This is a genomic window from Micromonospora sp. FIMYZ51 (genome assembly GCF_038246755.1).
Lineage (GTDB): Bacteria > Actinomycetota > Actinomycetes > Mycobacteriales > Micromonosporaceae > Micromonospora.
The window spans coordinates 6490826-6512641 of record NZ_CP134706.1; the positions used below are offsets into that span (position 1 = coordinate 6490826).

The 21816-nt window shown below is 72.0% G+C and carries 21 protein-coding genes and 1 riboswitch; of the genes, 11 read left to right on the forward strand and 10 right to left on the reverse strand.

Annotation, left to right across the window (positions count from 1 at the left end; all coding sequences use genetic code 11):
* Nucleotides 1-26: 26 nt before the first annotated feature.
* Together thrC and QQG74_RS29225 are read right to left on the reverse strand one after the other, a co-directional pair.
* Entirely contained in the window at nucleotides 27-1313 is a 1287-nt protein-coding gene (gene thrC / locus QQG74_RS29220) for a threonine synthase (protein WP_341717859.1), read from the reverse strand.
* Between the two features lie 9 nt (nucleotides 1314-1322).
* Nucleotides 1323-1459, reverse strand: a riboswitch (SAM riboswitch).
* Between the two features lie 117 nt (nucleotides 1460-1576).
* A complete protein-coding gene (locus QQG74_RS29225) occupies nucleotides 1577-2026 on the reverse strand; it encodes a DoxX family protein (protein ID WP_341717860.1) in 450 nt (149 codons plus the stop codon).
* 599 nt (nucleotides 2027-2625) lie between these two features.
* Between QQG74_RS29225 and QQG74_RS29230 the strand changes: the two genes are divergently transcribed.
* On the forward strand, nucleotides 2626-3324 hold the full coding sequence (locus QQG74_RS29230; RefSeq protein WP_341717861.1) for a DUF4232 domain-containing protein: 699 nt from the start codon (nucleotides 2626-2628) through the stop codon (nucleotides 3322-3324).
* An 8-nt stretch (nucleotides 3325-3332) separates the two neighbouring features.
* On the opposite strand, the gene QQG74_RS29235 is transcribed toward QQG74_RS29230, so the two are convergent.
* Nucleotides 3333-4202 (reverse strand): ABC transporter permease subunit, encoded by an 870-nt coding sequence (locus tag QQG74_RS29235; RefSeq protein ID WP_341721431.1) that lies wholly within the window; start codon nucleotides 4200-4202, stop codon nucleotides 3333-3335.
* Between the two features lie 68 nt (nucleotides 4203-4270).
* Nucleotides 4271-7138 carry an alpha/beta fold hydrolase gene (locus QQG74_RS29240; RefSeq protein ID WP_341717862.1) on the reverse strand — a complete coding sequence of 956 codons (2868 nt, stop codon included), beginning with the start codon at nucleotides 7136-7138 and terminating at the stop codon, nucleotides 4271-4273.
* A 369-nt stretch (nucleotides 7139-7507) separates the two neighbouring features.
* Here QQG74_RS29240 and QQG74_RS29245 point away from each other — a divergent pair, with 369 nt between their 5' ends.
* From QQG74_RS29245 to QQG74_RS29275, 7 genes are read left to right on the forward strand one after another with little or no spacing between them, the layout of a single operon-like run.
* Nucleotides 7508-8698 carry a hypothetical protein gene (locus QQG74_RS29245; RefSeq protein ID WP_341717863.1) on the forward strand — a complete coding sequence of 397 codons (1191 nt, stop codon included), beginning with the start codon at nucleotides 7508-7510 and terminating at the stop codon, nucleotides 8696-8698.
* Nucleotides 8685-11345 (forward strand): nitrate- and nitrite sensing domain-containing protein, encoded by a 2661-nt coding sequence (locus QQG74_RS29250; protein WP_341717864.1) that lies wholly within the window; start codon nucleotides 8685-8687, stop codon nucleotides 11343-11345. The genes QQG74_RS29245 and QQG74_RS29250 overlap by 14 nt, the downstream gene beginning before the upstream one ends.
* On the forward strand, nucleotides 11342-11812 hold the full coding sequence (locus QQG74_RS29255) for a roadblock/LC7 domain-containing protein (protein ID WP_341717865.1): 471 nt from the start codon (nucleotides 11342-11344) through the stop codon (nucleotides 11810-11812). The genes QQG74_RS29250 and QQG74_RS29255 overlap by 4 nt, the downstream gene beginning before the upstream one ends.
* Complete coding sequence (locus QQG74_RS29260) at nucleotides 11809-12294, forward strand: DUF742 domain-containing protein (RefSeq protein WP_341717866.1); 486 nt, start codon at nucleotides 11809-11811, stop codon at nucleotides 12292-12294. Before QQG74_RS29255 ends, QQG74_RS29260 begins: the two co-directional genes overlap by 4 nt.
* Nucleotides 12272-13009, forward strand: a complete 738-nt coding sequence (locus QQG74_RS29265; RefSeq protein WP_341717867.1) for an ATP/GTP-binding protein — start codon at nucleotides 12272-12274, stop codon at nucleotides 13007-13009. Before QQG74_RS29260 ends, QQG74_RS29265 begins: the two co-directional genes overlap by 23 nt.
* A 40-nt stretch (nucleotides 13010-13049) precedes the next feature.
* Nucleotides 13050-13580 (forward strand): hypothetical protein, encoded by a 531-nt coding sequence (locus QQG74_RS29270; protein ID WP_341717868.1) that lies wholly within the window; start codon nucleotides 13050-13052, stop codon nucleotides 13578-13580.
* Nucleotides 13581-13617: 37 nt separating this feature from the next.
* Nucleotides 13618-15927, forward strand: a complete 2310-nt coding sequence (locus tag QQG74_RS29275) for an AAA family ATPase (protein ID WP_341717869.1) — start codon at nucleotides 13618-13620, stop codon at nucleotides 15925-15927.
* 15 nt (nucleotides 15928-15942) lie between these two features.
* On the opposite strand, the gene QQG74_RS29280 is transcribed toward QQG74_RS29275, so the two are convergent.
* Nucleotides 15943-16182, reverse strand: a complete 240-nt coding sequence (locus QQG74_RS29280) for a GntR family transcriptional regulator (RefSeq protein ID WP_341717870.1) — start codon at nucleotides 16180-16182, stop codon at nucleotides 15943-15945.
* A 244-nt stretch (nucleotides 16183-16426) separates the two neighbouring features.
* Between QQG74_RS29280 and QQG74_RS29285 the strand changes: the two genes are divergently transcribed.
* Genes QQG74_RS29285 through QQG74_RS29295 form a run of 3 tightly spaced genes read left to right on the forward strand, consistent with a single transcriptional unit; the run spans nucleotide 16427 to nucleotide 17126 of the window.
* Nucleotides 16427-16612, forward strand: a complete 186-nt coding sequence (locus QQG74_RS29285; RefSeq protein WP_341717871.1) for a hypothetical protein — start codon at nucleotides 16427-16429, stop codon at nucleotides 16610-16612.
* A gap of 17 nt (nucleotides 16613-16629) precedes the next feature.
* Nucleotides 16630-16827: a hypothetical protein gene (locus QQG74_RS29290; protein WP_341717872.1), complete on the forward strand. Its 198-nt coding sequence runs from the start codon at nucleotides 16630-16632 to the stop codon at nucleotides 16825-16827.
* Nucleotides 16824-17126 carry a hypothetical protein gene (locus QQG74_RS29295; RefSeq protein ID WP_341717873.1) on the forward strand — a complete coding sequence of 101 codons (303 nt, stop codon included), beginning with the start codon at nucleotides 16824-16826 and terminating at the stop codon, nucleotides 17124-17126. The genes QQG74_RS29290 and QQG74_RS29295 overlap by 4 nt, the downstream gene beginning before the upstream one ends.
* An 8-nt stretch (nucleotides 17127-17134) precedes the next feature.
* On the opposite strand, the gene QQG74_RS29300 is transcribed toward QQG74_RS29295, so the two are convergent.
* From QQG74_RS29300 to QQG74_RS29320, 5 genes are all read right to left on the reverse strand, one after another.
* Nucleotides 17135-17644: a GNAT family N-acetyltransferase gene (locus QQG74_RS29300; protein ID WP_341717874.1), complete on the reverse strand. Its 510-nt coding sequence runs from the start codon at nucleotides 17642-17644 to the stop codon at nucleotides 17135-17137.
* 103 nt (nucleotides 17645-17747) lie between these two features.
* Nucleotides 17748-18590 (reverse strand): hypothetical protein, encoded by an 843-nt coding sequence (locus QQG74_RS29305; RefSeq protein WP_341717875.1) that lies wholly within the window; start codon nucleotides 18588-18590, stop codon nucleotides 17748-17750.
* A 251-nt stretch (nucleotides 18591-18841) separates the two neighbouring features.
* Complete coding sequence (locus QQG74_RS29310; RefSeq protein WP_341717876.1) at nucleotides 18842-19276, reverse strand: DUF3263 domain-containing protein; 435 nt, start codon at nucleotides 19274-19276, stop codon at nucleotides 18842-18844.
* Nucleotides 19277-19534: 258 nt separating this feature from the next.
* Complete coding sequence (locus QQG74_RS29315) at nucleotides 19535-20548, reverse strand: ABC transporter permease subunit (RefSeq protein WP_341717877.1); 1014 nt, start codon at nucleotides 20546-20548, stop codon at nucleotides 19535-19537.
* Complete coding sequence (locus tag QQG74_RS29320) at nucleotides 20545-21555, reverse strand: ATP-binding cassette domain-containing protein (protein ID WP_341717878.1); 1011 nt, start codon at nucleotides 21553-21555, stop codon at nucleotides 20545-20547. Before QQG74_RS29320 ends, QQG74_RS29315 begins: the two co-directional genes overlap by 4 nt.
* Nucleotides 21556-21816 lie beyond the last annotated feature (261 nt).

The window sequence follows — 21816 nt, forward strand, 5'->3', positions numbered from 1 at the left end:
GGAAGGGCCCCTTCTTAACCGGCAAGTCAGCTGAGCAGGCCGGCATCGCGGGCGGCCCGCAGGGAGGGCTTGATCCGGTGGGTCGGGCCGACCTGGCCGGCGACCGCGTCCAGGGTCTTGAGGCCCTCGCCGGTGTTGAACACCACGGTCTCGGCGGCCGGGTCGAGCTTGCCGGACTCGATCAGCTTGCGCAGCACCGCGACGGTCACTCCACCGGCGGTCTCCGCGAAGACCCCGGTGGTACGCGCCAGCAGCCGAACTCCGGCGCGGATCTCGTCGTCGTCGGCGTACTCCATCCAGCCGCCGGTGCGGCGCACCGCCTCCAGCGCGTACAACCCGGCGGCCGGGTCGCCGATGTTCAGCGACTTCGCGATGCCGGTGGGCTTGACCGGGGTGATGGTGTCGGTGTCGGCGTGCAGAGCGGTGGCGATCGGGTTGCAACCGGCCGACTGGGCTCCGAAGACCTTCCAGCCGCCGGCCGGCGCTTCCACCAGCCCGATCTCGACCAGCTCGCTGAACGCCTTGTCGATCTTGGTGAGCAGCTCGCCGGAGGCCATCGGGATGACCACCTGGGCGGGGATGCGCCAGCCGAGCTGCTCGGCCACCTCGTAGCCGAGCGTCTTCGAGCCCTCCGCGTAGTACGGCCGGACGTTGACGTTCACGAACGCGGTGTCCTCGAACTCGTCGGTTTCCACCAACTCGCCACAGAGCCGGTTCACATCGTCGTACGACCCGTCGATGGCGACCAGGTCACCGCCGTAGACCGCAGTGGTCACCACCTTGCCCTGCTCCAGGTCGCTGGGGATGAAGACCACCGACGGGGCACCCACCCGGGCCGCGTGCGCGGCCACCGAGTTGGCCAGGTTGCCGGTGGAGGCACAGGCAAAGCGGGAGAAACCGAGGGCACGGGCGGCGGTCAGCGCCACCGACACCACTCGGTCCTTGAACGAATGGGTCGGGTTGGCGCTGTCGTCCTTGACCCAGAGCGCAGCGGTGAGACCCAACTCGGCGGCGAGCCGGTCGGCGGCCACCAGCGGGGTGAAGCCCGGGTCCAGGGAGACCCGGGTGGCCGGGTCCTGACCGGCGGGCAGCAGGGCGGCGTACCGCCAGAGATTGCGCGGGCCGGCCTCGATCTGCTCGCGGGTGACCGAGGCGAGCGCGGCCGGGTCGTAGTCGACCTCCAGCGGGCCGAAACACTCGTAACAGGCGTGCTGGGCGGCGAGCGGGTAACGGGCCGAACAGGCGCGACAGACCAGGGCACGGGCGGGACTGGCGGTGGTGTCGATACCGGGAGCGGCGAGCGTCGACGTCATGTCGAAGTCCTCTCATCTTTCCCCGCATCGCACCGTACGGCGGGGACGGAATTGGCACCTGCCCCGTCTTACGCTCAACGGTGAGCGCTCTGGGGTGGTTGCCGGGGCGTCGTCGGGCCGTATCCCTCAGCCCCTCTGGATGAGGTATGCAGTTGTGTCGTCGAGTCTAGGCAATCAAGCGGCGCTCGTCGCCCACCAATCCCAGCCTGTGAGCGATTCCTCAGCGGCACCGTCGCGTGCCCCGGTGCCGCTGAGCACCGCCGTCAGGCTGGCACGGACCGCCGTTCACCGGCGTCGAGCGCCACCGCCTGTGCCGTCCGCTGCCGCAGCAGGGTGTCCAGCGCCCAGTTGCCCGGGCCGAGCACCGCGATCAGGAAGAACGACCAGCAGAACAGCACGGACAGCTCACCGTGGTTACGCAGCGGCAGCAGCGCCTCGGGCTGATGGACCACGAAGTACGCGTACGCCATCGAGCCCGACGCCAGCAGCGCGGCTGGGCGGGTGAAGAGGCCGACGAGAACCAGCGCGCCACAGAGCGCCTGGATCAGGGCGGCCCACCAGCCGGGCCACTGCCCGAGTGGGACTGGATCGCCGCTGCCACGGTTGCCGCCGAAGACGCCGAACAGGGACGCCAGGCCGTGGCAGAGGAAGAGTAAACCGATGACCATGCGGAACAGGGACAGGGCCGGCCCGCCGAACCGGTCAGTACGCATTCCGGTACCTCCAATGGAGATGAGTGGTGGGCAACCAGAATGCGGGATGCGATAGATAGTTGTCGATGCAATCTCTTCCTTTGGGAACGCTCCCACACTCATGGTACCGACTGGAACTTCCGAAATCCGCCCCACTTTGATCGCGGCCCGCCCGCACCACCGGTCAAACCGACTGGCTAGCGCAGGCGAAGACGACCACACCCATCGACGCCCGCCATGCCCGGAGATCGAGTACGCAGCACCGCCACCCCACCCGATCGGCCACCGACAAGCTGCCCCCACCAACAGATCTTGGAAAGATTCCGCGAGCGACGAACGGAACGTTTCCCACAATTCACCTGACGCAGCCGGTGGCGGCTCCTCCTGCCCACCGGCCGCTGCGTCCGCCGCGCTCATCACGGCGGTGCGTGCACGGCACGCTGACCACATCTTGGGCGCGGCTGCCCATGACCGGGGTCACCGGTGACGGCGGACGGTGCGACGATGACGCGATGCGGGGGACAGCTCAGGCTTCGGTTCGCACGGAGATGCCCGGCGGTCGCGGCGACCGGCTCGGCGGTCGCGCTTATGGACTCGGGCGGCGCCGAAGGCTGGTCGCGTTGCTGGCCACGGTTGCGCTGGTGGCCGGCTGTGCGCCGGTCGAGCGGCCGGGTGACACCGGAGTGGGCGGGCCCGACGTGGATCCGGTCCGGGTGTCGCCGTGGCCCACCGAGCCGGACCGCACGCCGCCGGAGGGCGCAAGACCGCCAGACGGTACGCCGCGGAATGGTACGGAACCGCTGACCGGCCCGGAGCCGACCAGTTGCCCGGAGGCCGGCGTACGGATCCGGTATCTGGGTGGTAGCGCCGCAATGGGACTGCGTGCCATCGGACTGGAGCTGGTCAACTGCGGGACGGAACGGTATCGGCTGCACGGCTACCCGGCGCTGCGGCTGCTGGACGCCGACGGGGAACCGATCACGGTCCGGGTGATCCCGGGGGCGAAGGGGATCACCTCGGGCTTCGACGATCCGCCCCGACCGCTGGTGCTCGCGCCGGGCGAGGCGGCGGGCGCGGCCGTGCTCTGGCGCAACCTGGTCGACGATCCGACCGTGGTCGCGACGAACGCCGAGCGGCTTGACGTTGCCCCGGCGCAGGGTCAGCCGATGCAGGACGTCGGCATGACGGGGCGGATCGATCTCGGCAACACCAACCGGGTCGGCGTCAGCGCCTGGAAGAAGCAGCCACCGACCACGCCGGCCCCGATACCCTCACCCCTCTCGCCCACCCCCTCGCCCTCCCCCGCTCCCCTGCTCTGACACCCCGGTCAGGAGGTGATGTCTTTGCGGGTGAAGCGCCAGAAGGCCAGGCCCCAGAAGAGGGTGGCGTAGCAGATCGCGGAGATGGCACCGCGGACGATGTCGTCGGTCTGCACGGGGGTGGAGAGCAGTCCCAGCCAGGCGTTGCTGTAGTGGGTGGGCAGGAACGACCGGATCGCGCCGAGCGCGGTGATCTGGTCCAGGATGCTGGAGAGGATCCAGAGCAGTACCGCGCCACCCACCGCACCGAGTGCCGCGTCCGTGAGCACCGAGAGCAGGAACGCCAGGCCGGCGACGACCAGCAGCACCACCGCCAGGTAGCCGAGCACCGCGAGCAGCCGCAGCAGCCCCTCACCCGGCTCAAGTTGGGCGGCGACCGTGCTGCGCAGCGGTGACCAGCCGTACCGGAGGGTGCCGATCAGCAGGGCCGTGCCGGCGAGCAGCAGCAACGCCAACGCCGAGTAGGTGAGCGCGACCAGCAGCTTGATCGCGAGCAGGCGGGCCCGGGGTACCGGCACCGCCAGCAGGTAGCGCAGGCTGCCCCAGCTCGCCTCGCTGGCCACGGTGTCACCGCAGAACAGCGCCACCACCACGACCAGCAGGAACGAGGCGGAGACGAAGATGCTGAAGAGGGTGAAGTTCAGTCCGCCCGAGGTGGCGAACGAGACGAGGCTGCCGAACTCGCCGCGACCGTTGTCGTCGTCGCCGGAGTCGAACTGGAAGGCGATCAGGATGATCAACGGCAGCAGCACCATGAACCCGAGCGCCAACTGGGTACGCCGCCGCGCCGCCTGCCGGCGGAACTCCGCGCCGAACGGCAGCGTCCGCGACGGCCGGTAGCCGGCCGCCGCCCCCGAGGGCGCGACTCCGGTCGCCATCCCGGCCGTCCCGGACGACGGCGTCGGCTCGTCGCCGCCCCGCGTGGGTTCGACAGTCGATCCCGCCATCACCGGTCCCCGCTTCCCCGAGAGTTCTCGCCGACCAGGGCGAGGAAGGCGTCCTCCAGGCGGCGCCGGGGCACCACCCGGTTCACTCCGACACCGGCCCGCACCAGCTCGGCCACCACCTCGCTGCGGGCGGTGCCGTCGGTGTCGACCACCAACTGCCCGTCGGTGTCGTCGAGCACCCGTACGCCACCGAGACCGTCGAGCACGGTCCGGGCCGCCGCCGGGTCGCTCACCTCGAACAGCACGCTTGGCGAGTCACCGACGATCTCCTCGACCGGCCCGGCGGCCACGATCCGGCCCTTGTTCACCACCACGGCGTGGGTGCAGGTCTGCTCCACCTCGGCGAGCAGGTGGCTGGAGACCAGCACCGCCCGGCCGTCGGTGGCGTAGCGCTGGAGCACCCGGCGCATCTCGGCGATCTGCGGCGGGTCCAGCCCGTCGGTCGGTTCGTCGAGCACCAGCAACTCCGGCAGGCCGAGCATGGCCTGGGCGATGGCCAGCCGCTGCCGCATGCCGTGGCTGTACTTGCGTACCTTCCGGTGCACCGACGAGCCCAGGCCGGCGATTTCCAGCGCCTGCTCGAAGTGGGCGTCGGCCGCCGGCCGGCCGGTCGCCCGCCAGTACGCCTTGAGGTTCTCCAGGCCGGACAGGTGCGGCAGGAAGCCGGGGCCCTCGACCAGCGCGCCGATCCGCGACAGCACCGGCGAGCCGGGGACCAGCCGGTGGCCGAAGACGTAGATCTCCCCAGCGGTCGGCTGGGTCAGCCCCATCAGTACCCGCAGGGTGGTGGTCTTGCCGGCACCGTTGGGGCCGAGCAGGCCGACCACCTGACCGGGGTGCACCTCGAAGTCCACCTCGGAGACGGCGACGAAGCCGTCCGCGTACTCCTTGCGCAGGTGGCGCACGGCAAGCGGGGTGTCCGCGTACTCCGGGTGGATGCTGGTGTCCTGGCGGCGGTGCCGCCAGCGGACCACGGCGACGACCGCGACGAGCCCGAGCACGATCGTGGCGAGCAGCCCGGCCAGCACCCAGCGCCAGAGCAGCGCCTCGGTCGGGATGGGTTCCGCGTCGACCGTCGGCAGGCTCACCGGCGCGTCGCCGACCGCCACCGTGTGCACGGTCGGCTCGATCGGGGTGGCGTACGCCTGATCCGACGTGGCGACGACGAGCCGGAGCCGGTGCCCGGCCTCGACCCGGTGCACGATCGCCGGCAGGGTGACGGTGACCGGCTGCGCGGCCTCGATGCGCTCCGGCAGGCCGGTCAACCGGATCGGGGCGATCAGCCCGCTGGGCAGGGTGGTCGCGCCCTCCTGGTCCACGGCGTAGAGCTTGACGAAGAGGACCGCCTCGCCGCTGGCCGAGGCGGCGCGCAGCTGCACGGTCGGCGACCCGACGATGTCGACGGCCTCGGCGAGCGGTTCCGAGGAGAACCGGGCGTGCTGCCCGGGAATGTCACCGGCCACCCCGCTGAGCAAGGAACTCAACGAGCCGGCGAAGGGCACCGACGAGATGGCGGCCGGGTTCCGGCCGGGCGGGTTGGCCACCGGCTGCGGCGGCCCGGTCACCGTGATCTCCCGCCGGGAGTCGCCGGCCAGGCCGGGGTATTCGGCGGTGCGGTAGCCGGTCGCGACCAGGCCACGGTCCATCGCGTCGAAGCCGGCGATCCGGGAGAAGGTGAAGGTGTCGGCCGGCTGCTCCCCGGTCTGCGCGACGTAGTGGTCGAGCCACTGCACGGTCAGGAACTTCACCCGGTCGGAGTCGGTACGCGGGCCGGCGCCGCCGTCGTGACCGCCGGTGAACCAGGCCACCCGGACCGGGGTGCCGTTCGCGGCGATGCCCCGGGCGTTGGCGTCGGCCTCGCCGAGCGGGAAGAGGGTGTCCGCACCGCCCTGCACCAGCAGAGTGGGTGCGGTGATCCGGTCCAGCACCCGGGCCGGGCTGGAGCGTTGCAGCAGGTCGACGGCGGCCTGGTCGGCCCGGCCGGTGGCGGCGATGCGCAGGTACGCGGCGCAGACGTCGGCGGCGAACCGACCGCACGAGGGGTCGATGCCACCGCTGGTGCTCGGCGCACCCGGGGCGGTACCCGGACCGGTGCCCGGTGCCGGGCTGGGCGGGCCGGCGGCGGGTGCCCCCTCCGGTGCCTCGGCGGTGCTGCCGGAGATCCCGACCGGGCCGGAACCGGCGTTGCCGCCACCGCCGAAGAAGAGACCGGCCCAACCGGACTTGAACACGCCGTCGGTCGGTGCGGCCCCGGTGTTCTCCGGCAGGAAGGAGCGGGCCAGGTCGTTCCAGGTGATCATGGGGACGATGGCGTCGACCCGCTGGTCCTGCGCGGCGAGCAGGAGTGCCAGGGCGCCGCCGTAGGAGCCGCCGACCACGCCCACCCGTGGATCACCTGCCGCGTCGGTCCGGACCTCCGGGCGCTCCGCCAGCCAGTCGAGCAGGCGCTGGGCGTCGCGTACCTCGTAGTCCGGGTTGTCCAGGTGGATCTGTCCGCCGCTGCGGCCGAAGCCGCGCGCGGTCCAGGTCAGCACCGCGTAGCCGCGGTCGGCGAACTCCTCGGCGTCGCTGCGTACCGAGTCCTTGGTGCCGCCGAAGCCGTGCGCGAGCAGCACCGCCGGCACCTCGCGGCCGGCGGCGGCGTCGCGTGGCAGGTAGAGCGTGGTGTCCAGGTCGATCGGTTCGTCGCCGGTCGGTCCGGAGCGGACGGTGAGCATCGCGGCCTCGGTGCGGAACCCGGGCCGGTCCGGCCAGACGGCCCAGACCACGGCCGCCGCCAGCAGGGCGAGCGCCGCCGTCGCGGCGGCGGCCCGGCGACCGGTGGGCAGGGCACGACGGATCCGCGCGGCCGAAAACGGCGATCTCATCTGGCACACGGTACGGACCGAAGTCTGAGCGTTAGCTGAGATCCGCCGTACGTCCGTTCTGCTCGGCCGATCGTCATCCGAGAGGGGTCATCCGCACAACATCCAGTGGGCGAACCTTGGGACGACTTCGCATCGTGGAAATTCCTGCTTTTCGGGGATTAGGCGTTCAAGCACGGCTAATCCCCTTCGATGCCACCACTCTCGGTAACACCGCTGTCAGCCACCCGTCACATCACTCGAAGTGACGCAAATCTGACCCCGAAGACTGACACCCGACGATCCCGGTTCGATTAGTTTTCCGGTCCGGCGCACGGGACCGGCTCGTCGACGCCGCCCGCAGAACCCGCGTCACCGCCGGAGGAGACAACCATGACCGTTCCCGCGTCGCGGGTCCGTCGCCGGCCCCGCACACCGGGTCGGCTGTTGCCGCTGCTACTCGCCACCGTGCTGCTGGTGCCGGTGGCGTTGCTCGTCATTCAGGCCCACCGCGCCATCGACGCCGACCGCGACATCCTGACGCGCGAACAGCTCGGCGTCGAATATCTCCGGGCCCTCGGTCCGGTCACCGAGGCGCTGGTGAACGCACAGAGCGCCGCCGTCGCCCGGCGTCCGCTGCCCAGGCAGAGCCTGGACCAGGCGGTCGAGCGGGCCGCAGCGGTGGATGCCCGGATCGGCGGCGAGTTGCGCACCAGCGAACGGTGGGCCGGGATCCGCGCCAAGCTGGAGGCGCTGCCCGAACGGTCGCTCACCGACCCGGAGGCCGCCTTCGCCGCGTACGGCGAGGTCACCGACCTGCTGCTGGCCCTGTACGGCAAGGCCCGGGAGAGTTCGGGGCTGATCCGCGACGCCGACGTGGACTCGTACTTCCTCCAGGACGGCGTCGGTGAGGAGATGCCGGAGGCGTTGATCGCGGCCGGGCGACTCACCGACCTGGCCGTCCTGATCGGGCGGCGCCCCGCTGCCGAGCAGCTCCGTTCCCTGATGGAACTGGCCGCCCTCCGGTTCGCCGCCCTGCAACCGGCCCGGGACCTGGTCAACAACCTCCGGGCGGTGGTGGAGAGTTCGGAGAACGCGGAGTTGGGCGCGAGCGTGCTGAACCCCTTCGACGCCTATCAGCGGGCGGTCGAGTCGATGGCGCTGCTCGCCCTGCCGAACCGCAGCGGCGCGGTGGACACCGCCGCGCTCACCGACGCCCGGAACCAGGCGCAGCAGGCGGCCAAGCAACTCCAGCCGGTCCTCCTCGACGAGATCGACAGGCTGCTGGCGGACCGGATCGACCGGTTGGGCCGGGACGCGCTGCTGGTCCTGGGCGCGGGCGCGCTCGCGGTGCTGCTGCTGATCGTCCTGGCCATGAGCATCTGGCTGTCTCGCCCACGCGACACCTTGGCCGCCGCCGATCCGGCAAACCCCGAGACCGGGCACCCGGAATCGGACCCGCCGGCCGCCGACCGATGGGAACCGGCGCACCTCCGGCCGCCCGGCGAGCAGCTGCCGACGCTCCAGCCCGCCGGGGCGGTACGCGAGCCGGACCGGTGGAGGCCCTTCGATGCTGCTCGGTAGGCTCCGGATCCGGGGCAAGCTCGCCCTGCTGGTACTCATTCCCCTGCTCTGCATGCTCGGGCTGACCCTCCCGGTGGTGGTCGAGCGCATCGGCGTGGCGCAGCGGGCCGCCGACACCGCCGACACCGTGCAGGTCGCCAGCCGGGTCGGCACCCTGTTGCAGCACCTTCAGCGCGAACGGATGCTCACCGTCGGTCTGCTCCTCGGGCAGGTCGACCGCAGCGACCTGACGCAGGAGATCGCGGAGGTGGACGACCGGATCGTCGACCTGCGGACCGAGTTCGGCGCCGACCTGCCGGCCGAGGTGAACAAGGCCCTGGACGAGGTCAAGCAGCTGTCCGGGCTCCGGACGGCGGCCCTGGCCGGACGGGTCGACCCGGAGCGGGTCATCGGCACCTACGGTCCGGTCCACCTCGCTCTGATCAATTCGTTGCGCCTGCCCTACGACGTGGACACCCGCACCTCGACCGGTCGGCAGGTGTTGGCGCTGGACCGGATCCTGCGCAAGAGCGAGGGGCTGTCCACCGGTGCCGCCCTGCTCGTCCTGCTCGCCGCAGAACCGAACCAGCAGCTCGCCAGCGCCTTCGTGGCCAACATGGCCACCCTGCTGTCCGAAAGTGACCAGGTACTCGGGCTGATCACGCCGGAACAGCTGGCGCTGTTGGACACCGAGCAGATCGCGCTGGACGCCCGGACCGGGCCCGGGTTCCTGGACCAGAGCGCCCTGGACCCGGTCACCGCACTGGCCGACGTCCCCCTGGAAGCGCTCTTCCCGAGCATCTCCTCGCTGATCACCCTGGGCCAGTTCGTGGAGAAGAAGCTGGTCGCCGACGTCACCGCCGAGGTACGCGACGAACGGCGGGCCGCCCTCGTCGCGGCGTACTGGGTGACCGGGCTGGTGCTGCTCATTCTGGCCGCCGTCATCCTGCTCACGCTGGCGATCGGCCGGACGGTGGCCCGCCCGCTGACCCGGCTCACCCGCTCCGCCGACCGGGTCGCCCGGGTAGCCGAATCCGAGCTGGTCCGGGTCGCCGACGACGAGACGGAGAGCGCCCAACCGATCCGCCTCGACCGGGTCGACATCCGGGCCCAGGACGAGATCGGTGACCTGGCCCGAGCCTTCGAACGGGTGCAGAACACCGCCGCCCGGCTGGTCGAACGGCAGGTGGCGAGCCGGCGCAACGTGGCGCAGATGTTCGGCCACGTCGGCCGGCGTACCCAGAACCTGGTCGGCCGGCAGATCGCCCTGATCGACCGGTTGGAGCAGCAGGAGACCGACCCGGCGCTGCTGGAGAGTCTCTACCGGCTCGACCACATCTCCAGCCGGTTGCGCCGCAACGCCGGCAACCTGGTGGTGCTCTCCGGCGCGGCCGGCGACGTCGCACACGTCGCACCGGTCTCGCTCACCGACGTGGTCCGGCTCGCCCTCGGTGAGATCGAGGACTACACCCGGGTCGACGTCCGGGTGCCGACCGAGGTCGCCGCCATGCCGGCGATCATCGGGGACCTGGTGCTGGCGCTGGCCGAGCTGATGGAGAACGCCACAGTCTTCTCGCCGCCACACACCCGGGTCGTGGTCGGCGGCGAACTCACCGACGACGGCGTCGAGTTGACCGTGGTGGACCACGGTATCGGCATGACCGAGGCGCGGCTGGCCGACGAAAATGCCCGACTCACCCGCCGGGAACGGCTTGACCTCGCCCCGACCGAGGTGCTCGGCCTCTTCGTGGTGGGCCGGCTGGCCCGCCGGCACGGCTGGGCGGTCTCCCTACAGGCGACGCCCGGCGGCGGCGTCACCGCCACCCTGCGGCTCCCCCGGTCGTCCCTGGTGATCGGGGTACCCGGCCGGGGCGGCTTGCTCGCCCCGACCGTACCCCAGCCCGCGCTGCCGCACCGGAGCCAACCCGTGCCGGTCGCCGACCCCGGCCCGGGCGGCCACCCGCCCGCCGTCGCGCCCCGGCCCGAGCCCGACGTCCCGCCCGCAGCCACCGATGCGCCGCTGGTGGTCGGCGGCCCCAGCTTGCCGGTCGCCGACCCGTCGGAGCAGCCCGGCTTCGACCCCAAGCTGCTGACCCGGGCCACCGCGAGCATGGAGCTGGCCGAGTCCTGGGACGCCTTCGCCACCGCTGCGGGTGCCGCCCCGCCGGCAGTGAAGCCGGCCAGCGGAACCCACCCGGCAGCGAGGCCGGCCAGCGGAACCCACTCGGCCCGGGCGCGGGTCCCGCAACCCCCGCCGACGCCGACCGACCCACCGGTCCCGGTGCCCGGGATCCGGCAACGGGTTCCCGGTGCCAGCTTGCCCAGGAACGCGCCGCCGGTGGCCCCGGTCGACGCCACGGGCGCCGACCCGATGGCCGCCCGGGCGCTCGTCGAGCAGTTCGAGTCCGGGGTACGCCGGGCCGAGCAGCGCCAGGGCGAGGCCGTCCCGCAGCCGGTCGAGCCGGCACCATCCGGCGCACCGGCCGAGCTGACCCGGCGGGTGCCCGGCGCGAACCTGGTCACCGTGCCATCCCGGCAAACGATCGCGGCCAACCCCGGCGATCCGACCGAGGTACGCGATCTCATCAACGCGTTCGAGACGGGTGTCGCCCGGGCTCTGCGCGATGTCCGCCCCGACCCTAGCGACGAAGAAGGAACGCCACGTTGACCAGCCCGCACGTTCACGAGAACCTCGACCACCAGGGCCACCCGGCCGGCGACCTCAGTCCCGAGGCCCGCACCTTCAACTGGCTGCTGGACTCCTTCACGTCCAGCACCGCCGGGGTTGTGGAGGCGATCGCCGTGTCCTCGGACGGCCTGCTGATGGCCATGTCCGCGATCAAGGACCGGTCCAACGCCGAGCGGCTCGCCGCGGTCGTCTCCGGTATGACGAGCCTGGCCGGCGGCGCCGCCAGCTGGTACGCGCTGGGCGGGCTGAACCGGGTCGTGGTGGACATGGCCGAGGGCTACCTGCTGATCAGCGCGATCAGCAGTGGCTCGGTGCTCGGGGTGGTCGCCGACCGGTCGGCCAACCTGGGCACCGTCGCCTACGAGATGACGCTCTTCGCCGGTCGGGCCGGTAGTGCGCTCACCCCGCGCCTGATCGCCGAACTCAAGAATTCAGTACAGCAATGAATCCCGACGCCGCCGGTGCGGAACAGGAGCCGGTGGTCCGGATCCGGCCCTACCTGCGCGAGTCCGCTCCGACCGGCCACGCCGGCCCGGCGGACGCACCGGCGGCGGCGGTCGATTCGGAGCCCGAGACGGCCGGGCCGACCGGCCCGCGCCCGTTCGTGCTCACCGCCGGCCGGGTGGCCGGCGCCGATCCGACGATCGGTCTGGAAACCCAGGTGACCGCCCGGCCGACCACCGAACCGTGGCACCTCACGGCCGCCCGGCTCACCCCGGAACTCCAGGCGATCGTGGCGCTCTGCGGTGAGCCCATCTCGGTCGCCGAGATCTCCGCCAAGACCCGGTTGCAGTTCGGTGTGACCCGGGTCCTGGTGGGCGACCTGCGCGCCGCCGGCCATCTGGACGTACACGTCACGGACACCGACGACGCCCTCGATCCCGACATCATCCTGCGAGTGATTGATGGACTCCGTGCAATCTCCTGACTGGCCGGTCGCCCCGGCGGGCGCGCTCGCCGCCAACAGCGCCGCAGCCCGCTACGGCGGCCCGGTACCACCCCCGCCGCCCCAGTACCCGGCTGCCCCGCCGCCGTACCGGCCGCCGGCCACCACGCCCGCCGGAAGCCACCCGCCGCGCGTCAAGCCGCCGATCCCGGTCAAGATCCTCATCGCCGGCGGCTTCGGCGTCGGCAAGACGACCACCGTCGCCTCGATCTCGGAGATCGTTCCGCTGACCACCGAGGCGGAGATGACGATCGCCGGCATCGGCGTCGACGATCCGGGACAACGCTCGGACAAGACCACCACCACGGTCGCCATGGATTTCGGCTGCGTCACCATCGACCGCAGCCTGAAGCTGTACCTGTTCGGCACGCCGGGCCAGTCACGTTTCGGCTTCATGTGGGACGACCTGGCCCGGGGTGCGCTCGGCGCGCTGGTGGTGGTCGACAGCGCCCGGCTGGACGACTGCTACGCCGCGATCGACTTCTTCGAACGCGCGGGGCTGCCCTTCGTCGTCGGCGTGAACGCCTTCGACGGGCGGTTGGCGCACGACCTCGGTGCGATCCGGTGGGCGCTGGCTATCGGCGACCATGTACCTCTGGTGCAGTTCGACGCCCGGGACCGGCTCTCGGTGCGGGACGCCCTGCTGGTCGTCCTGGACCGTGCGCTGGACCGGGCCACCCGGGACAAACGGGCCTGAGCCGACCGGCTCACGGCCCTCGTGGGAAGGGGTGGGGCGGATGAGGGGTGGACTTGACGAGACGCTGGCCCGGATGCGCCGACGCGAGGAGGCGCTGCGCCGGCGGGCCGGTGAGCCGACCGGGGCGACCGACGACCGGACCGGCGCACCGACGGACCAGCTCGGCGACCCGGGCCTGAGTCGGGACGACTCCGGGCTGGGCCGGGTCGACAGCCGCAACGCGGGACCCGGTTGGACGCGCGATCCGGGCTACGACGCACCGCAGCGCCACGTGCTGGAGGACGCCGCCGAAGCGCTGCGCGCGGTCGTCGCGGCGCACCCGGGAACATCCGTGGCCGCGCGGATCGAGCACGACGGACAGGCGTACGACCTGCGGGTGGTCTGGTCCGGCGACGAGGTCACGGTCACCGGGCAGCCGGCCGCGCCGCCACCGTCCTGGCCGATGTCGGCGAACACCGTACCGGGCTGGCCGGCCAGCCAGGACGGCCTGGACGCGGACCCGGCGGCCCGGCTGGCCGAGCTGATCCGGCGCGACCCGTCCCTGCTCACCGGCGAGCAGTCGGCGGGCTGACCACGCGCCTGATGACCGGGCCGTTTAGGGTCGGGCGGTGGGCGAACCCGAGCTGACCCTGACCGCGACCCTGCGGCCCGCCGCGCTCGACGCGCGGCGCGGCATCGTCCGGCTGCACCCGGAGGCGCTCACCGCGCTCGGGCTACGGCCGGGCGATCCCGTCCGGCTCACCGGCCGACGGGTGACCGCCGGCATCGTTGCCCCGGCCGAGCCGAGCGCGGGTGCCGGACTGCTGCACGCCGACGACCTGATCCTCGGCAACCTCGGCGTACGCGACGGCGGGCAGGTGCAAATCAGCCCCGCCCCGGTCACCGCCGCCGCCCGGGTGCTGCTCGCCGGGCCGGCGGAGATCGTCGCGGTGGTCTCCCCGGAGATGCTCCGGTTGGCGCTGCTCGGCAAGGTGGTCACCGCCGGTGACGACGTGTCGCTGCTGCCTCAGGACGTCCTGCCGGACGCCTCGACGCGCAGCCTGGTCGAAGCGGCCCGGCGCAGCCTCGCCACCCGGGTCGGCTACGCCTGGACCAGCACGCTGCTGCGGGTGGTCGCCGTCGAGCCCGACCCGGGCACCTTGGTCACCATGGACACCGTCGTCGGCTGGGAACACGGCGCCGCCACCCACGGCGCGGCCGGCCCGGTGCCCAACCGGGTGGCGGCGCTGGCCGGCACCGGCGCGCCGGGCGGCGGGCCGACGGAGAGCTGGGCCGGCGGCGACACCGACCAGACCGGATCGGAGCGGCTGACCGGCGACGAGGGCGGTACGACCAGCGGTGCGACCGACGCCGTGGACGTCCCCTCGGTGGACGAACTGCCCGGCCTACGCCCGCAGGCCGAGGAGCTGATCGAACTTCTCGACCTCGGCTTCCACCATCGGGAGGTGCTGAGCCGGCTGGGCACCGAGGTCGCGCTCGGGGTTCTCGTCGGCGGTCCGGCTGGCTCGGGCAAGTCCGCACTGGTTCGGGCGGTGGCCGCCCAGGTCAACGCCCGGGTGCACCCGCTCTGGGGGCCCGAGATCGCGGCCCTGACCAACTCCTCGGCCGCCGGACGACTGCGGGCGGCGACCGCCGAGGTGATCGCCGGTGGGCCGGCCGTGCTGTTGGTCACCGACGTGGAGGCGCTGGCCCCGGCGGACAACCCCGGCCCGGTGGCGACCGTGTTCCGCCAGTGCCTGGCCCAGATCGTCCGCACCGGGGCGGCGGTGGTCTGCACCACCAGCCGGCCGGAGGCCGTCGACCCCGGAATACGCGCCCCGGACCTGCTCTCGTTGCGCATCGACGTGCCGCTGCCGGACGCGGCCCTGCGCCGGGAGCAGTTGACCGTACTGACCCGCCCGGTCCCGCTCGCCGAGGACGTCCGCCTGGACGAGGTGGCCGGGCGTACCCCCGGGTTCGTCGCCGCCGACCTGGCCGCGCTGGTCCGCGAGGCCGGGGTCCGCGCGGCGCTGCGACAGAAGTCGGCGGAAAACCCGACGGTACGCATGGACGACTTCACCGCCGCCCTGGAGGTGGTGCGGCCGACCACCATGGCCGCCGCCACCCTCGAACTGGCCCGGGTCACCCTCGACGACGTGGGTGACCTGGTCGAGGTCAAACAGACGCTCACCGAGTCGGTGCTCTGGCCGCTGACCTACCCGGACACGTTCGCCCGGCTGGGCGTGCAGCCGCCGCGCGGGGTGCTGCTCTACGGGCCGCCGGGCTGCGGCAAGACCTACCTGGTTACCGCGCTGGCCGGCACCGGCCGGGCCAACGTGCTCTCGGTCAAGGGCGCTGAGCTGCTGTCAAAATGGGTCGGCGAGAGCGAACGCGCGGTCCGCGAACTCTTCCGCCGGGCCCGGGAGGCCGCGCCCACCCTGGTCTTCCTGGACGAGGTGGACGCGCTGGCCCCGGTCCGTGGCCAGGCCACCGACGGCGGCACCACCGACCGGGTGGTCGCCGCGCTGCTCACCGAGTTGGACGGGGTGGAGGCGCTACGCAACGTCGTGGTGATCGGCGCGACGAACCGTCCCGACCTGGTCGATCCGGCACTGCTGCGCCCCGGACGACTGGAACGCCTGGTCTACGTGCCACCGCCGGACGAGCAGGCACGGGCCGAGATCCTGCGCGCCTCGGCACGCAACGTGCCGCTCGCCGAGGACGTCGACCTCGCCACACTCGGCGAAGAGCTGGACGGCTTCTCCGCCGCCGACTGCGCGGCCCTGATCCGGGAGGCGGCGCTGGCCGCGATGCGCGAGTCGCTGACCGCCACCACGGTCACCGCCGAGCACGTCGCCACGGCCCGCTCCCGAGTCCGCCCCTCGCTGGATCCGGCCCAGGTGGCCTGGCTCGCCGCTTACGCCGACCAACGCAGCTGACCGATCGCGTACCACCTAGCCGTCGCGGCCGGCTTCTGGCTCCCTGACGAACACACCTCTTCCCGGCGCGCCGACGACGGCGCCTCGATCGCGTAGCAGAGCCACCGAACGCGCAGCCGTGGAGACGGAAACGGAGTACAGGTCGGCAAGCTCCGCGTAGGAGGGGAGCTTGCTGCCTGGCGCATATTCGCCCGCGGCGATCCTGGCGGCTATATCGGCCGCGATATCCGCATAGCTAAGCGGGATCGAAGGCATCGGTCCTCCCGGGTTGGCATCCACATCCGATCATGCGGTGCGGTTCCACCTCAAGCGCCTGGTTGACCTATGTCACTAAGTGGAATGGCCTTTGGATGAGTCGCCCGGGTTGGCACCAGGGACGACTCGTTCTCCGGGTACAGCCCGGAGGCTGGGGCAGGCGACAACGAACCCGTGATCCCCCTTCGGGGTTGTTGACGGCTGCCCCGGCATCCCAACTCGTGGCGAACGCGAGGGAGGCGACATGTCCCGGCACGTGACGTACGACGAGTATCTGCTTGGCGTGGCCCGCACGCTGGCGCGGCGGCATCGACCGACCTGGAACCACATCCTGAAGCGGGTGAACTGCCGGTGCGGACGCGATCTACCCTGCCCGATCCGGCACCGGGTGCCGATCAACCGGGGCCACTGGCCGGAGAACGCATCATGACGGCACACGGACCGGTCATGCCGATCTGGACCTGCGCAAGGTGCGATGCACCGTGGCCCTGCCGCACCCGCCGTGGGGAGCTACTGGCCGAGTACGACGGCGCTCCGGTATCCCTGTCGATCTACCTGGCTGCCCAACTGGTGTCCGCGACGCAGGACCTGGGCTGGGCTTCCGCCGGTGCGCTGCACCGCAGGTTCCTCGGCTGGCTGCCATGAGCGTGGCCAAGCACCCGACACCAGGCAAGAGACCTACCCCGCCCCTGCCGAAGACCGGCGACCTGCTCCGGGTGGGTCGAGAGGCCAGCGTGCAGTTCTCCAAGCCGATCCTGTTCCGCGTGATCCGGGTACTCGACCGGCCCACCTACGACGGGTGGATCTGGCTGGAGGGCTACCAGCTCGACAACCGGGGCGACGCGGTGCACCGACGCTCCATCTTCGTCATGAAGGCCGGACTCACGGCCGCCGTGGCACCCGCCGGGCGACAGCGACGCTTGAGATCACCTGGGAGGGGCTGACCGGAGAATCAGAGCGCTGGAGGCGGATCGTCCAGACATATCTCGGCGCGTACCTTGCCGTCTGCCTCGCGCAATTCGGCACCGCATTTGCGGAGCACCGAAACGGCGCCGCGATTATCCGGAGTCGTCTCCGCCACCACGCGCTGCATGCCGGCCGCCGCCGCGAAGTCGAGCAACTGACGCAGCGCGGCCGGGCCGAGGCCCTGCCCCCGGGCGGAGCGGCCGAGCCACATGCCGGTCTCCACCGTGCCCGGCTCGCCGCTGCGCGTCATCCGGATCATGCCGACCACCTCGCCACTGGCGAGGATGACGTACATCTGCGTGCTACCCGGCCCGTCGAGGCCGCCGAAACTCGCCCGGTGGAACTGCCGGAACGCCTCCCGCCGGGCATGCGACCAACCCGCCGGTGCCGCCACCGGCGGCATCACGTCCGCTGGCTCCGCCTCGGCTACCGCTACGGAGAGCAATGGTTCGAGATTCCGCTCGTCCACCGGCTCCAACCGGACCGCACCCGTCACATGCCGCAGTCTTCCGCGCTGTGCAGCCGAAGTCCACCCGGTTTGCGACCACTGGAACCTCTGGACACCCGGACCGGCCGGTCGGACCACGGCGTACCCTTCCTCACGCTCCGTTGTCGTCCAGCCGGGTGAACTCGCAGTAGACGGCAGAGGCGTCATCGGCCGGTTTGTGCCGGCGTCGCCGGTCCGGATGGTCCCGTTCGGCAGCCCGCACCCGATCGATCAATGCGCCCGGGCCCTCGGCGGTCACCAGGTCGAGCAGGCCGACCCAGTCGAAGAGCCCGAACTCCTCGACGGCGGCGGAGGCACCATCGGTGAGCAGCACCGCACGGCGCAGCGCGTCCGGCCCGCGCAGGGGCACGGTGCCGACCACGGCGTGGTAGGCCGCGTCCGGATCGGCGGCGGCCACCCAGTAGCCGTGGGTGCGGTTCATCCACTGTCGCTGCACCGTGACGGCGTACCGGAACCGGGTCTCCGGGTCGGTCGACTCCGGCAGTTCGGCGGCGGTGGCCCGCAGGCTGGCCGTGGACACCGCCAACCGATCGTCGGAGACCACGTCGACCCGATCACCCGTCTCCAGCACCAGTGGGCTGTCGCAGAGCACCAGGTAGTCCACCTGATCCCCACCGTCGCGCAGCAGGCAGACCGTGCTCGACGGGGTACCCGGATGGTCCAGGTCGCACTGCCCACCGTGGTCGGCCCGGACCGCGAGGATCGCCGCGGCCAGGTTGCTCACCAGCGTCGCCGCCGGGCGGGCCGCCTCGGCCAGGCCGAGCCGCGCCGCCAGATGCCGGACATACCACTGCGGCCCGTGTACGCAGCCGATGTCGAAGCCATCCGGCACGGTCGCCCCGTCCAGCACCCCGACCAGCGGGCCAGCGCGGAACACCAGGTCCTCGTTGACCGTACGCCCAGGTGGCGGGGCGGACGCGGAGCGTACCCGCATGGTCGGTGGCGTACCGACCGCCGCACCCCGCCGACGCTCGGCAGACCCCGCCTCGGGCGGCCCCGGCTCCCCCACCCACCCAGCCCGCCCCGCCGACCCCGCGTGCCCGGTCTGTCCCCCGGCCCCCACCTGTCCCGCTGGCCCCGCCTGCCCTCTCCGCCCCGGTCGCCGCACGCCCCCGCTCCCCCCGCGCTCATCACCCACGCCCCCGCCTACCCGAAATCCCCGCCCTCTCCCCAGGGTGTGTCGGGTTAGCGGCGGCGGTTGCGGGCTCGGGAGGCGCGCAGGCGCAGCAGGCGGCCCACCAGCACCGGATCGGCGGCGAGTGCGGCCGGATTGTCCAGCAGCGCATTGAGCAGCTGGTAGTACCGGGTGGCGGAGAGCCCGAAGCGGTCCCGGATGGCCTGTTCCTTGGCACCGGCATGCCGCCACCACTGCCGCTCGAACGCGAGAATCTCGCGCTCCCGCTCGCCGAGCGCGTCCGCCGTACCAGTTGGTGCGGCGGGTGGGGCGGTGCTGGCCGCGTCGTCCGGCGTACCAATTGTGGGTTTGGCGCTGCGGGCGGCGCTCGACGTCGCCTCGGGCGCCAACCTCGGCGGCGGCACCGCGACGGCCTCCGGACCGGTGCCGGCCGGCACCCGGACATCGGGGCTTTCCGCTGCCGGAGTGGCGTCGGCGGGCTGCATGGGACTCCTCACGAGGGGCGGCCGGCACGGGGCGACGCCAACCGGGTTTCCCAGCCTAACCACAGGTCACACCGGTCGCACCAGGAGCACGGCGGAGGCCGACACCGGGCATGAGCCGCGCGCAGCCGACACCGGGCATGAGCCGCGCGCAGCCGACACCGGGCATGAGCCGCGCGCAGCCGGCACCGGGCATGAGCCGCGCGGCGCCGGCACCGCCCGGTGGGCGCGATCCGGGGAGGGATCGCGCCCACCTCCCCCTCAGGCGATGTCGCGGCGGCGCATCGTCCAGAGCGCCGCGCCGAGGAACAACACCACTCCGACCGTGAACAGCACCGAAGAGTGCTGCCAGGTGATGTCCAGGATGGCCGGCTCGCACTCACCGCTGTAGGTGGCGTTGCAGGTCCGCCAGTCCTCAAGGGTGACCGTCTTGGTCATCCAGGCGTAGGCGTACGTGGGCAGCAGCCACGCCTCGGCGAACCGGACCTGGGCCAGGTCCAACAGGATGACCAGACCAACCTGGCCGACCACCATCACCGCGACCGCACCGCCCAGCGCCATCGCGGTGTGCCGGCCGAGCGAGGCCAGGGCAAAGCCCACCGTCGCCGCGACCAGCGCCAACACGATGCCACGCAGCCCGGTGAGCAGGAACGACTGCCACACCCCGGAAGTCACTCCCTCGGTGCTCCCGCGCCAGTTGGCGACCAGCCAGAGGCTGCCGAACCAGACCACCGTGACGGGCAGAGCCAGCGCGAGCAGCCCGGCGAGCAGCGCCCCCAGCTTGGTCAGCAGGACGGTCAGCCGCTTCGGACGCCACAGCAGCAGGTTCATCATCCCGCCGGTGTTCCACTCGGCACCGATGAAGGAGGCGCCCACCACGAAGCCGACCATGGCCAGGATGCCGGCGAGCGGGAACAGGGTGTCCGCGAAGCTCTTCTTGAAGTCGAAGGTCGACGGCAGGAACCAGTCCGCCTGAATGTCCTCACGCAGCGGTGGGGTGATCTCCGCGCAGTCGGGCGGGTAGTAGTCGACGTTCTCGCCGGCCGCCTTCGCCCGCTCGCAGTTGGCCCGTTCCTGCTCGGCCCACTGGACCTGCTGCTGGTGCTGCTGGTCGGCGGAGCGCTCCGCCTCGGCCAACTGATCGGCACCGATCTTCTGGTTGGAGAAGAACAGGCCCACCACGATGAGGGCCAGCACCAGCAGGCCACCCACGGTCATCCAGCGGGTGAAGCGCCGCTTGGTCAGTCGGCGCAGTTCGGTACGGAAGAGACTCACGCGCCCCACCCTCCTCCGGTGGGCGCGGAGGATTCCGCCCCATCGACTCGTACGGACTGGTCGACCTGCCGGTGCTGGCCGGGAACCGGCGCAGTGTTCGTCAGTTCGAGGAAGACGCTCTCCAGGTCGACCGTGACCGGGGCGAGTTCGCTGACGTAGAGGCCCTGCTCGGCCAGGAGCCGGGTGACCGTGGCCGGTTTGTCCACGTTGGCCACCATCAGGTGGTCCGGATTCGGAGTCACCCGGTGACCGGCCCGCTGTAGCGCGGCGGCGGCGACCGGCAGGTCCGTCACGGCCTCCAGCCGGACCCGGAGCGCGCCTGTGGAGTGCTGCGCCAGCACCTCGTTGACCGGCCCGAAGGCGACCCGCCGGCCCAGCGAGATGATGGTGACCGAGTCACAGATCAGCTGGATCTCACCGAGGATGTGGCTGGAGAGCAGCACGGTCATCCCCGATTCGGCGAGGTTGCGCACAAGCGTACGCATCTCCCGGATGCCGCCCGGGTCGAGACCGTTGGCCGGCTCGTCCAGGATCAGCAGCCGGGGGTTCTTCAGCAGGGCCGAGGCGACCGCGAGCCGCTGCTTCATGCCGAGCGAGTACGTCTTGACCCGCTCGCCGGCCCGGTCGCGCAGCCCGACCAGTTCCAGTACCTCGTCGACCCGCTGCTGCGGCACCTCACCGGCACTGGCCAGCAGCGAAAGGGTGTCCCGGGCGGTGAAGTGCGGGAAGAACTGCGGGCTCTCCACGATCGCGCCGACCTGGCCGGCGATCTGGGGCAGCGCCTCCGGCACCTCGTGGCCGAGGATGGCCATCCGGCCGCCGTCCGGCCGAATGAGACCGAGCAGCGTACGCAGGGTGGTGGTCTTTCCCGACCCGTTGGGGCCGAGGAAGCCGTGCACCTGCCCTGCCTCGACCCTCATGTCGAAGCCGTCCAGGGCGTTGCGGGTCCCGCGTCGTCGGCTGCGGTACGTCTTTCGTAGACCTTCGATTTCCAGGACAGCTGGCAAGCTGCACCTCCCCCGTTGGTGTGTGGGCGACCACGACACCATACGCGGTATGCAGCGGAAGGCAATACCCGGTATGCACGACGCGCCGCCGAACGGGTTGACGCCCGCCGAACGGGCCAGCCGGGCGGGGCTGCCAAGCCGGCGGACGGCCGGGCAAAAGGGGTGAGTCGAGCCGGCGGCCGGGCGGACGGAGGTGTCGAGCCGGCAGCGGGCGGACGGGGTGAGTCGAGCCGGCGGCCGGGCGGACGGAGGTGTCGAGCC